The organism is Spirulina subsalsa FACHB-351, assembly GCF_026130165.1.
Taxonomy (GTDB): domain Bacteria; phylum Cyanobacteriota; class Cyanobacteriia; order Cyanobacteriales; family Spirulinaceae; genus Spirulina_A; species Spirulina_A subsalsa_A.
Map to the genome: position 1 here is coordinate 26223 of NZ_JAIHOM010000010.1, position 11960 is coordinate 38182.

Below are 11960 nucleotides of genomic sequence, written 5' to 3' on the forward strand. Positions count from 1 at the left end.
CTTGCTCAAAATCAACGAATGTCCTCATAAATTTTACAATGATTTACAGAGCCTCGGAGTGGGGGAGAAATATCTCCCACTTCCGATAGAGCCACTGTTTATTAATGAATCTATGACTATTAGCACGCCTAAAACTCAAGGGAATTCTGGGAAAATTCACTATGGAGAACGCACCATCGAACGGGCAGAACGGGCTTTATTTTGTTCGCCGTTTTTGTTACTTTTGTTGGCGACCATGCGGGTGCAAAGTGTGGCATTAGGGGCGATCGCCGGACAAAGGGGAGTACAACAAGGGTATACCCGCTCCCCTGTCTTGGAAAGAAGGGCTGAAAGTCAGTTAGACTGGCTGATTAAGGTAGGAGTTTTACGGCGAGAAGTAGACGGTCAGGGGATTACCGATAGTTTTCGCCTCACGCCCTTGGGTCGTCAAATTGTAGACCACTGGCAAAAGCAAGGGGAATTTCCTCCGCCGACTCTGAGGCAACGGGTTTTAAATGCGATCGCCCGGTGGTTGAGTGGGTCTTTCTAAGATTCCCGGTTTCTCAGGGAGATCACGGGCATAATGGAATAAGCACCAATTGACTCCTGCTCGTTCCTTGACCTCTACCCCTAATTGTTGCCCATGAGAGCCATTATGGTGGTTGGAACCACCTCCAATGCTGGAAAATCCATGATCACGGCCGCCCTCTGTCGCATTCTCTCCCATCGAGGTTGGCGGATTACTCCCTTTAAAGGTCAAAACATGGCACTCAATGCCTACGTCACCGCAACAGGGGGCGAAATTGGCTATGCTCAAGCGGTGCAAGCTTGGGCGGCCGGGGTGAATCCCTTGGTGGAAATGAACCCCATTCTCCTTAAACCCCAAGGGAATATGACCTCTCAAGTCATTCTGAAAGGAAAACCCATTGGTTACACCACAGCCCAAGAGTATTATGAGCAGTATTTTGAGTTAGGCTGGGAAGCCATTAGAGACTCTCTACAACGTCTCTCGGCAGAATTTGATCTGATTATCTGCGAAGGAGCAGGCAGTCCGGCGGAAATTAATCTAAAACACCGGGATTTAACCAATATGAGGGTGGCGAAATATCTCAACGCTCCCACCATTTTGGTCGTAGATATTGATCGGGGGGGAGCTTTTGCCCATGTGGTGGGAACTCTCGCCCTGTTAGACCCGGAGGAGCGGATTTTGATTCGGGGAATTGTGATTAATAAGTTTCGTGGACAACGTTCCCTATTAGATTCGGGGATTCAATGGTTGGAAGACTATACAAAAATTCCGGTTTTGGGGGTGATTCCTTGGAGTGAGAATCTATTCCCGGCCGAAGATTCTTTAGGTTTGTTGGAAAGGCGATCGCGCAAACCCAATTCCGAACTTACCATAGGTGTCCTCCGCTTACCCCGCATCTCCAACTTTACCGACTTTGACCCCCTCGACGCAGAACCTAGCGTCACCCTGAAATATATCCACCTCAACGACTCCCTCGCCTATCCCGATGCCCTAATTATCCCCGGGTCTAAAACCACCATTGCCGACCTCAAAGCCCTCCATGACAGTGGGATGGCCAAGAAAATCCAAGACTACGCGGCCGCTGGGGGCAATGTATTAGGAATCTGTGGCGGTTTTCAAATGTTGGGACAACTGATCACCGATCCCGAAGGCCTAGAAGGGGAAGATCGGTATTACCCCGGCCTCAATCTCCTGCCAGTGCGTACCACCATCACCCGGAATAAAATCGTCCGTCAACGCAGTTGTTTGTCCCACTTTCCCCACAAAGGTCTACCCATTGATGGCTACGAAATCCACCAAGGTCGCACTCATCCCATTGAAGGCAATAAAGACACTCAAATTCCCCCCTGTCATCCTCTCTTTGATGATCCCGGATTAGGAGTCGTGGATCACAGTCAAACGGTGTGGGGCTGCTATTTACATGGTTTATTTGATAACGGGGCGTGGCGCAGGTCTTGGCTGAATCATTTGCGCCAACGTCGGGGGTTATCTTCCCTGCCGACGGGAGTTCCTAACTACCGAGAACAACGGGAAATGATCTTAGATGGGATTGCTGATTTAGTCTCCCATAATTTGAATTTAGCCCCTATTCTACCCATGTACTTGTAGATGACCGTTTCCATTGTGTATCACCCGGATTATGTTACCCCCCTACCGGATCAACATCGGTTTCCCATGCCGAAATTTAAACGGCTCTATGATTATTTATTGCAGACGGGGATTACCACAGGCGATCGCGTTTTTACCCCCACCCTTCCTCCTCGCACTTGGATTGAACAAGTCCACACCCCCGACTATGTAGCGGCCTATTGTGAGGGAACTTTAGACCCCAAAGCCCAGCGCCGCATCGGTTTACCCTGGAGCCCGGAGTTAGTCAAGCGCACCTGTACGGCGGTGGGGGGGACAATTTTAGCCGCCGAGTTAGCCTTAGAGGAGGGGATTGTCTGTAATACTGCCGGGGGAACACACCATGCGTTCCCCAGTTACGGCTCCGGATTTTGTATTTTTAATGATTTAGCGATCGCCTCTCAAATCCTCCTCAATCAAGGGAAAGTCCAGAAAATCCTCATCCTTGACCTTGACGTTCACCAAGGAGATGGCACAGCCTTTATCTTTCGGGATGATCCCCGAGTCTTCACCTTTTCCATGCACTGCGAAGCAAACTTTCCCCACCGCAAACAAAATAGCGATCTCGACATTCCCCTCCCCATTGGTTTAGATGATGATGGCTACTTACAAATTTTGGCGCAACAGTTGCCCGATCTGCTCAGTGCCGTGAAACCGGATTTGGTCTTATACGATGCGGGAGTAGACACCCACGTTGAAGATCGTCTCGGGAAATTAGCCCTCAGTGATTGGGGGATTTATCGACGGGAGAAAATGGTATTAACGACCTGTTATAGTGCCGGATACCCCCTCGCCGCCGTCATTGGGGGAGGCTACGCTCAAGATATCATGACCCTCGTCCGTCGCCATAGTCTACTTCATCAAGCCGCTAGTGAAACCCTTGTCAGTAAACAGTAATCAGTGAACATAGGCCAGAGGGAATAGGGAACAATTATCAATTCCCACATCTGACTGATTACTGTTCCCTATTCCCTGACCTTAACCAGAGGACATTCAGACCTAACTTGTCACTAATGAGTAACGGGTTTTCGTTTACAATGTTTGGGTGAACTCAATCTATTCTCTTATATGGTGACTCCCTCTGAATATCCCACGTTAGCCAGTTTAGAATTTATTCCCTATTTAACCGAAGAGGGAAAAATTGCTGAGTCTTGGCATAAAAAAATCGGGGTTTATGCCATTTTTGATCAACAAAAAACCTTACAGCTAGTCAACTATTCCCGGGATATTGAGGTCAGCTTAAAACAGCATTTAGTCCGGAAACCGTTTAATTGTTATTGGCTAAAGATTCAAACTATAGACCGTCCTATTCGGACGATTTTAGAAGAAATTAAGCAAGCTTGGCTGATGGAAAATGGCGCAATTCCCCTAGGAAATGATGAGGAGGAAGGGGCATGGAATAATCCAATTGATGCTAAGTTCACCTTGACCGAAGAAGAGCAAGAAGCTTATCAAAAGCAAGATGATTTAGGGAAGATTAAGTTACTGAAAAAAGTAGCGCGTCGTCTCGAAGCAGAGATTTTAAAGCAATTAGAACAGCGCGGCGTTACCTTAGATATGCGCTTTAACCCCAAGTTAAAAGAACAAGGATTGTTAGACTTAAAATGATAGACGCATCCCAGAATTAAAACGGTTTAATTTTCCGATAGTCACCCATTAAACAAATAATTCCCCTTGGGCAATCATCACCACTTGCCCCCCAATATGTACCTCGATCCCCTCTGTTTTTGGTTTTGCTCTTAAAAACAGCAGGGAGGGGCGCTCTATTTCATACCCTTGTTCAACCTGTATGTCTACCGTCGGTTGATTGAAATAATTATGTTCGGCTAAATAGCCTGCTAGACAACCGTTAGCACTGCCCGTGGCGGGATCTTCTGGGATGCCTAAATAGTCGGCAAAGACGCGCACATTGAGTTGATGATCCCCTTGATAGGTTTCTGGACAAAAGACTAAAATACATTTAGCCTCGCTGTTAGTAATTAGCTCAAAATAACGGTCACGCTGAAGCCTAATTTGTTGGACATCGGAGAGGGTTTTGAGGGGAACAATAATAAAAGGAACTCCAGTTGATACCGCTTGGATGGGGAAGCGGGGATCAATGGACTCTGGGGAAAGATTAAGGACAGGGGCCAAGGTTTCTCGGGGGAAGGTTTCGCCAAATTGGGGCGGATTTTGCTGCATCCAGAGGATTTCACCCAGGGGATGATCCCCTTGGACGGTGACGGGGATCGGTCCAACTTTTAGATTCAGGGTGAGACAGTGGGGAGGGGAGGAGAGAATTTTTTCCTTGAGGATGTAAGCGGTGCCGAGGGTGGGATGTCCGGCAAAGGGGAGTTCTTGTTTCGGGGTGAAAATGCGCACGTCGTAGCCACCAGATCGGGGAGTATCGCTGAGGATAAAGGTGGTTTCAGAGTAATTCATCTCTCGGGCGATCGCCTGCATCTGTTGATCATCTAAGAAATCGGCTGAAGTGATGACGGCAAGAGGGTTTCCCGTATAAGACCCCAGGGCAAAAACATCCACAATATAAAAGGGAATCAAGTGCGGCATAAAGGTTTTGAGCATAGAGAAGAAATCAGCAAGACCGGGGGATTTTGACCTTCTGCCCCCACACCCCAAGGGTGGGATATTAACGGCTTGGGCGGGATTGTCCCCTATTCACTTTTCCTGATCCCCTGCGCTCTGTCAACAGGGAACGAGGGGCCTTGAGAGAGGCGGGGATCAAAATTTGCTTGATCCCCGAGGAAATTATGTATACTAAGGTACGTTTCGTTCCTCCCGGTGTGTCGTCTTTAAAAAATACTGCTCATGACTTTTTTCAGACTAGCCTGGGTGACATCCTGTGTCGGGATCTTACTAGGGTTTAGCCAATTTATCCTGACAGACTCTCGTTTAACAGGATTACGCCTAGCATCTGCTCCTAAAAATAGTCATTTATTGAGTTATTCTTCAGATTTGGGTTCATGGATGCCCTCTGCCCCTTGGCAATGGTCTTGGGCAACCGCAGGGTTACATCTCGGAGGCTACAATCCGAGCAACGAAAAGCCCCTTGATGTGGCGTTTCATCGTCTTCCTGAGACGCTTTCGAGTTGGGAAACGGATTTTCGCTCCTATGAAGGAGTCCCCCGCCCCTTACGGGGAAAAACTATCTCTTGGCAAAATTCCGCTCAGGATGGGTTCTGTCCTTCGCCCTTGTCTCCTACTCCTCAATGGTCGAAGCAACCACAGACGGAGAAATTGGGGGAGTCTCAGCCTAAATTGACCCATCACACGAGCCTGAGAGAGCGTTTGATGCAGGTGGTTGAGAATGTGTTCCGTTGGTCAGAAATGGCTAAAGAGTCGGAAAATGTGGTGGAAATTACTCAGGTGGTTAATGGTGAAACCCGCAGACTAACTTTTCCTGAGCGATTACAATGGGTGAGTTGGCGATCGCAACCGGAAACTCCTTCCAACTATCGGGAGGAGTTTCATCTTTTGGTCAATGGTCAGACGGTGATGAAATTAGAGAACCGTCAACAGATTGAAGATTTGGCTGAACGTTTACGCTATTTGCTGAATAAGGGGGATCTAGATCCGACGGAGATTAAGCCCAGTCTGTTGGGGGGCAATCCGGCGGGGATGGTCGGCGATCGCCTTTTATTTTTAGTGGATTCTAATATTACCCCCCTCGAAGAACCCCATCGGGAATTAATGGTCATTCATTGGGTGAATCATCTCCGTCAAGCACTTGGAGCCGAGGCCTTGAGTTTGGTAGAAGCTCAACGGGCGATGTACGGTTTAGTGGAAACCCGTCGTCAGTTTGAGGGGTTAGCCTCTTGGTATGGTTCCTATTTTCATGGTCGCATGACGGCCAATGGGGAAATTTATGATCAAGAAGCATTTACCGCCGCTCATCCCTATTTACCCTTTAATACCTATCTCAAGGTGACAAATTTAGAAAGTCAGGAAAGCGTAATTGTGCGCATTAATGACCGAGGCCCTTATATCTATCCCCGCACCCTTGATTTATCCCGAGGGGTGGCGCGCTGTCTGGATAGTAAGCATTCGGGTGTCGTGCGCTATCGAGCGGTGGTGATGGAATCTTATTCTCGTCTCTAGATTCGTGATCCCCAACCTAAAGTCAGCAGGGGCCGCCCGTTATACCCCTAGGGTTAGCGGGGGAGAACTTCGCACCCTACCGTAAGCAGCGAATGGCCTCTAACAATCCTTTGGCTTTATTGAGGGTTTCCTCATATTCCTTGTCGGGTACAGAGTCAGCCACTACCCCAGCCCCCGCTTGAACGGAGACAAGATGCTGATCGGGGCCTTGGGGGCGGACTACCATTGTCCGAATGGCGATCGCACTATTTAACTGACCTTCAAAATCATAGTACCCATAAACTCCCGAATAGGGTCCTCGTCGTTCCGGTTCTAATTCGTGGATGATCTCCATTGCCCGGATTTTGGGCGCACCACTCACGGTTCCGGCGGGAAAAGTCGCCTTGAGTAGATCCCAAGCATTCTTATCCTGCTGTAATTTTCCCGTCACATTACTAACAATGTGCATGACATGGGAATATCGTTCAATCACCATTAATTCATCAACTGTAACCGTCCCACTTTGACAAACGCGCCCCAAATCATTGCGTCCTAGGTCTACGAGCATAACGTGTTCGGCGATTTCTTTGGGATCTTGGAGTAAATCCACCTCTAGGGCTTTATCTTCTTGGGGGTTTTGTCCCCGGCGGCGAGTCCCGGCAATGGGTCTTAAAATGGCTTCTGTGCCTCCCTCAGCGTCTTTTTGCGCTCGTACCATCACTTCTGGACTAGAGCCGATAATCTGCCAATTACGGAAATTGTAATAGGCCATGTAGGGGGAGGGATTAATCAAACGCAAGGAGCGGTAGAGATCAAAGGGATTACCCCGATAGGAGGCAGACAGCCGTTGAGATAACACCACTTGAAAAATATCCCCAGCGCGGATGTAGTCCTTCGCTTTCTCCACGTTGGCGCAAAACTGCTCTGGGGGGGTATTACTTTCAGAGGAGAGGGAGGCGGTTTGAGAAATAGGACTGTCCGGGGATTTCCATTCGAGGGGTTTAGCTTCGGTGGGGGAGGGGAGTTGTAACTTTAAGACAAGGGTAGTCACGCGATCGCAGGCCGCTTGATAAGCGTCTTGGAGGTTCACCGATGGATCTCTTAAATCCGCATAGGCGATCGCCCAGATTTTCCGTTTCACCTGATCAAAAATCAGCAAGTTATCCACCTGCATCCATACCCCATCCGGTAAATCCTCCTCCGTGATGGGATACACCGGAACCCGATTTTCAATCCACCGGATTAACTCATACCCCCAAAAGCCAAATAACCCCCCAATCCCCGAGGGCAGTTGGGGCAACTGCACAGGATGATAGGGATCCAAACAATCCGCCAACACATCAAAAGGATTGCCTGTAAACTCAATCACCGTGCCATCCCGATGGATTTGTTGGGTTTGCTCTCCCCTCGCTTCTAACACCCAAACGGGATCACTGCCCAATAAACTATAACGCCCCAGAGTTTCTCCCCCTTCTACAGATTCTAAAAGGAAGCTATAGGGTTGTCCGGCACAGATTTTATACCAGGCTGAAACGGGAGTTTCTAAATCAGCCACCCATTCTTGATATACCGGAATAAAGTTTCCTTGGGCTGCTAGTTCGCAAAATTGGTTGAAATCGGGAAAAATCATAGATCAGGTCAGGCCGTGATGTCATCCCCCCATTATCCTATGATGGGGGATCAAAATCCTAATCTAGGGCTTGCTGTACCACTTCGTGGAGCTTTGCTAACGCGAAGCGTGCCGTTTTGACACTCTCAGCGTCTTTAGACGCTGAGATTCTTGAATAGCCCAAAGATTGAGCTTCAAAGGCGTAGTCAAAACACCTCTACTGATTCCACTACTGAGTTTCCAAACTCCCACCCTTTTCTTATGATTTTTGATTGAACGGTGGGAGTGTCAACGGATGCGTAAATCAAAGAGCAGATGGCTGTAAATATCCCGAGGATCATTGAGTTGAGTTAATACACTTAATTCTCCATGCAAGCGGGATAATTCTGTCGTAATGGGATCTTGGGATTGGGTTTCGGCCTGGAAAATCATCACGAGACGACGAAAGAGAATATCTTCTAAACGGGGTTCTTCGATGTACTCTTCCGCTTCCCAATCATCGCCTAATTCGGCTTTTTCGGCGGCATGGGCGATCGCATTTTCCAAACCTCCCAACTCATCCACTAAGCCCAGATTCTGAGCCGCTATCCCTGACCAGATGCGACCTTGAGCCACTTCAGCCACCGCACTGGGCGATAAATCCCGACTGTTGGCCACTTTCTCTAAAAACAGGTCGTAGATTTGATTGACAAAGTTTTGTAACAAAGCTAACTCGGCCTCGTTTTTGGGGCGAGAAATGCTCTCAATATCCGCAAAAGGCGAGGTTTTCACCCCATCCCAAGTAATGCCGTTATTACTGGAGATTTCCTCCACATTGGGAATCACCCCAAACACGCCGATAGAGCCTGTAATCGTGTTAGGTTGGGCAAAGATGTAATCAGCCCCCGTCGCGATCCAATAGCCCCCAGATGCGGCCACATCGCCCATAGAGACGACTACAGGTTTCTCCTCCGCTAACAGTTGCAGTTCCCGCAGGATAATATCTGAGGCGGTGGCACTGCCCCCCGGACTATTCACTCGCAGGACAAGGGCTTTCACCTCGTCACTGTGGCGAATGGTGCGCAATTGTCGAACAAGGCGATCGCTACTAATCTGTCGTTCCCCCCCTCGGCCATAAACAATAGGCCCCTCCGCATAAACCACCGCCACCTTATTCTGGGAGGGTTTGCGGGCGGCCGCTTCTACTGCCATGGTGGTGTAATTGCTCAAACTCACCTGCCGGAAATTGCGCGTTGTGCTGTCTTGTCCGGTTAACTCCTTGATTTCCCCCATCACCTCATCGTAGTGGGCTACCTCATCGATTAAATTGGCAGCTAAGGCCGCTTCGGGTAATAAAATCCCTTGTTCATTGGCGGCAGTTTCCACTTGAGATACACTTAGTTCTCGTCCCGCACTCACAACCGTTAAATACTCTCCCCAAATTTCTTGTAACAGTTGGCTAATCTGTTGGCGATTTTCTGGGCTTAACTCTTCTTGAATCAACGGTTCAACGGCGGATTTGTAGTCTCCCACCCGCACCACCTGCACCCCAATCCCCAACTGATCTAAAGCCCCGGCTAAAAAGAATTGTTCGGAACTTAACCCATTGAGTTCTAATACCCCCATCGGGTTTAAAATCAGACGATCGGCTAGAGATGCCAAATAATAGCCCTTTTTGCCCATATTCACGTCGTAGGCCATGATCGTCTTGCCCGACTCCTTGAACTGCTCTAAGGCAGCGCGCACTTCCTTCAGGGTGGCATAACCAGCCGTTGGACTCCCATTGCTCCCATCTAACAATAGACCCACAATCCGATCATCTTGGGCGGCCTTCTCCAGATTTTGGATGACTCGACGAAGTGCGATCGCCCTCGGGGACCCACTACCAAAACTCTCGGAAAAACGCAAAATCGGTTCTGTGTCCCGAATTTCCAAGGACAAATCAAACACCAACATCGATTGATTCCGCAGTCGGGGGGATTCTTCTTGACTTAAGGCTGCCACAATCAAAAGGGTAAACAATCCCAGCCCCATAGTCGATAAAATCAGCAAGGCCGCTAAGGTACCGATTAAACTGGCAATAACTTGTTGAAGGAAACGCAACATGATTAGGTAATAGGGAATAGGGAATAGGGAATAGGGAATGGGGAATGGGGAATAATAATCAATTATCAATTATCAATGCTTAATTCTCCCCCCCCAGTTCCTAACGTTGTTGCAAACTAGAAGACTGTTGTAACGCTTCTATCGTAGAATTTCCTGTGCAGAAAAGCACAGTTTTGAGTTCAGCCTGCAACAATTGCACCCACTCCTCTAAAGCTTCAGGGGATTCCGAGGCCGCCTTCAGGAAGGGTAACGCTAACCCCGCCAAATTTGCCCCCAAAGCCAAAGTTTTCGCTACATCCAGCCCATTGCGCAGCCCTCCTGACGCAATCAGGGGCAAATTAGGAAACAAACTGCGAATACTCACCACACAGTCAGCCGTCGGTAAACCCCAATCCGCAAAAGTTTCCCCGAGTCGCCGTTGTAGCCAATTTTCCGCCCGTTCGCTTTCCACCCGCGCCCAAGACGTTCCCCCAGCCCCCGCCACATCAATCACCCTCACCCCGGCATTCACCAAGCGTGTCGCCATCACCGGAGAAATGCCATTCCCCACCTCCTTAGCAATCACCGGAACAGGTAATTTAGAGCATATTTTTTCTATTTTGTCAAGTAATCCTTTAAAATGTCGATCGCCTCGGGGTTGGATACATTCCTGTAGAGGGTTTAAATGGAGGATTAGGGCATTGGCTTCTAGAATATCCACCACCTTTAAGCACTCTTCCACCCCATAAGTATAGTTCAATTGCACTGCGCCCAAATTGGCAAATAAGAGAATATCCGGAGCAAAAGATCGCACAGCAAAGGTATGTGCTACCTCCGGCTTTTCCACAGCCACCCGTTGGGACCCTACTCCCATCGCTAAACCGTACTGTTGCGCCACTACCGCCAAACGCTGGTTAATTAACTTCGCCTGATCGGTTCCTCCCGTCATGGAAGAAATTAATACAGGCATCCCCACAGCACGACCTAAAAATTGAGTGGTCAGATCAATTTCCTCATAATCTAATTCGGGTAGGCAGCAATGACTAAACTGGTAGCGTTCTAGTCCGTTAGTTTGGCGATTAAACTGGACATCTTCCTCTAAACAGATCCGCAGATGGTCGGCCTTGCGGGTTTGGGTTGTGCTGAGGGGTGGCAAAATAGACATAATTTGAGAATAATTAGAGATTATTCGGGACTTTCTTCGGGAGAATCCTGAGTCGGGGGGGGCATTTGGGCCAGTTGATCGGCAATTTGCTGAATTTGGTCTTTGTAGCGCGGGGGAGCTAAGGCAACGGCGGCCTGATAGAGCGGTTTCGCTTGGCTATACTGTCCTTGTTGCTTGAGAATTTCAGCTTTTGCCCAGACGGGACGGAAATCCCCCGGATTGGCGCTCATGATTTGGTCATAAATGGCGATCGCCTCCGTAAATCGTTCTTGGTAGGCATACACCCACCCCAGCAACAACTGCACCGAAGCCACATCTACACTCCCCGGATTCGCTGCATTGGCTTGAGCAGCCAGTTTTAACGTATCCTGAAGCCTTCCAATGGCTCCCTCAGGGCGATTTTGTTGTAACTGAAGGTTGATCATTCCTTGCAGCGCGTTCACATCCCCCGGATTGGCTTGTAAGATGCGATCATAGGCCCGGAAAGACCCCTCATAATCCCCTAAATGTTGTCTCGCTTGGGCCAATAAGATGGTATAGTCCGGCTGCTCTGGTTGCAGTTGACTCAATGTCTCTAAGGGAGCTAACGCCTGTTGTAGTTTCCCTTGTTCTAATCGCACTTCCAGCAAGCGTCTTAAAACTGTTGTATTATTGGGGTCGTCTCGCAGCACCAACTCATAACTATGGGCCCGATTTTCCAATTCTGTCTGATCCGCAACAGAAAGCTGGAATCCTGACGCTGAATTATTGGCTACCGGACGGGTTCCCCCTCGCAAGGCGCTACTCACCAGTGGCAAGAGAGGAACACCGATAAACAGTACCAACACCGCTACTAGCACAAGGTAAATCCAAGGACTTCTTTTCTGGGTAGTTCTCACGATAATCCCACAGGCTAAAGACAACTCTTAGCT

At 48.8% G+C, this 11960-nt stretch carries 10 protein-coding genes; 5 read left to right on the forward strand and 5 right to left on the reverse strand.

Features of this window, described 5'->3' with window-relative positions:
- Positions 1-112 precede the first annotated feature (112 nt).
- The 4 genes from K4A83_RS03105 to K4A83_RS03120 all read left to right on the forward strand — a co-directional run bounded on the left by K4A83_RS03105 (position 113) and on the right by K4A83_RS03120 (position 3742).
- Complete coding sequence (locus tag K4A83_RS03105; protein ID WP_265262933.1) at positions 113-529, forward strand: Npun_F0494 family protein; 417 nt, start codon at positions 113-115, stop codon at positions 527-529.
- A gap of 93 nt (positions 530-622) precedes the next feature.
- Positions 623-2116: a cobyric acid synthase CobQ gene (cobQ, locus tag K4A83_RS03110; RefSeq protein ID WP_407809799.1), complete on the forward strand. Its 1494-nt coding sequence runs from the start codon at positions 623-625 to the stop codon at positions 2114-2116.
- Entirely contained in the window at positions 2117-3031 is a 915-nt protein-coding gene (locus tag K4A83_RS03115) for a histone deacetylase family protein (protein WP_265262935.1), read from the forward strand.
- Positions 3032-3202: 171 nt separating this feature from the next.
- Positions 3203-3742 carry a GIY-YIG nuclease family protein gene (locus tag K4A83_RS03120; RefSeq protein ID WP_265262936.1) on the forward strand — a complete coding sequence of 180 codons (540 nt, stop codon included), beginning with the start codon at positions 3203-3205 and terminating at the stop codon, positions 3740-3742.
- A gap of 48 nt (positions 3743-3790) precedes the next feature.
- Here the strand turns inward: K4A83_RS03120 and K4A83_RS03125 are convergent, their stop codons facing one another.
- Positions 3791-4699 (reverse strand): PhzF family phenazine biosynthesis protein, encoded by a 909-nt coding sequence (locus tag K4A83_RS03125; protein WP_265262937.1) that lies wholly within the window; start codon positions 4697-4699, stop codon positions 3791-3793.
- Positions 4700-4942: 243 nt separating this feature from the next.
- Here K4A83_RS03125 and K4A83_RS03130 point away from each other — a divergent pair, with 243 nt between their 5' ends.
- Positions 4943-6232 carry a septal ring lytic transglycosylase RlpA family protein gene (locus tag K4A83_RS03130; RefSeq protein ID WP_265262939.1) on the forward strand — a complete coding sequence of 430 codons (1290 nt, stop codon included), beginning with the start codon at positions 4943-4945 and terminating at the stop codon, positions 6230-6232.
- Positions 6233-6308: 76 nt separating this feature from the next.
- Here the strand turns inward: K4A83_RS03130 and trpE are convergent, their stop codons facing one another.
- The 4 genes from trpE to K4A83_RS03150 all read right to left on the reverse strand — a co-directional run bounded on the left by trpE (position 6309) and on the right by K4A83_RS03150 (position 11927).
- Entirely contained in the window at positions 6309-7841 is a 1533-nt protein-coding gene (gene trpE, locus K4A83_RS03135) for an anthranilate synthase component I (protein WP_265262940.1), read from the reverse strand.
- A 267-nt stretch (positions 7842-8108) separates the two neighbouring features.
- Positions 8109-9905, reverse strand: coding sequence for a signal peptide peptidase SppA (sppA, locus tag K4A83_RS03140; RefSeq protein ID WP_265262942.1), 1797 nt, complete (start codon positions 9903-9905; stop codon positions 8109-8111).
- A 100-nt stretch (positions 9906-10005) separates the two neighbouring features.
- Positions 10006-11049 (reverse strand): type 2 isopentenyl-diphosphate Delta-isomerase, encoded by a 1044-nt coding sequence (gene fni, locus K4A83_RS03145; RefSeq protein WP_265262944.1) that lies wholly within the window; start codon positions 11047-11049, stop codon positions 10006-10008.
- Between the two features lie 20 nt (positions 11050-11069).
- The gene (locus K4A83_RS03150; RefSeq protein WP_265262945.1) at positions 11070-11927 is read right to left on the reverse strand and encodes a tetratricopeptide repeat protein; all 858 of its coding nucleotides are present in this window, start codon (positions 11925-11927) and stop codon (positions 11070-11072) included.
- Between the last annotated feature and the right edge of the window lie 33 nt (positions 11928-11960).

Coding starts and splice junctions, on each gene's coding strand:
- K4A83_RS03105 (WP_265262933.1), top strand. CDS start 113: ATGACTATTAGCACGCCTAAAACTCAAGGGAATTCTGGGAAAATTCAC.
- cobQ (WP_407809799.1), top strand. CDS start 623: ATGAGAGCCATTATGGTGGTTGGAACCACCTCCAATGCTGGAAAATCC.
- K4A83_RS03115 (WP_265262935.1), top strand. CDS start 2,117: ATGACCGTTTCCATTGTGTATCACCCGGATTATGTTACCCCCCTACCG.
- K4A83_RS03120 (WP_265262936.1), top strand. CDS start 3,203: ATGGTGACTCCCTCTGAATATCCCACGTTAGCCAGTTTAGAATTTATT.
- K4A83_RS03125 (WP_265262937.1), bottom strand. CDS start 4,699: ATGCTCAAAACCTTTATGCCGCACTTGATTCCCTTTTATATTGTGGAT.
- K4A83_RS03130 (WP_265262939.1), top strand. CDS start 4,943: ATGACTTTTTTCAGACTAGCCTGGGTGACATCCTGTGTCGGGATCTTA.
- trpE (WP_265262940.1), bottom strand. CDS start 7,841: ATGATTTTTCCCGATTTCAACCAATTTTGCGAACTAGCAGCCCAAGGA.
- sppA (WP_265262942.1), bottom strand. CDS start 9,905: ATGTTGCGTTTCCTTCAACAAGTTATTGCCAGTTTAATCGGTACCTTA.
- fni (WP_265262944.1), bottom strand. CDS start 11,049: ATGTCTATTTTGCCACCCCTCAGCACAACCCAAACCCGCAAGGCCGAC.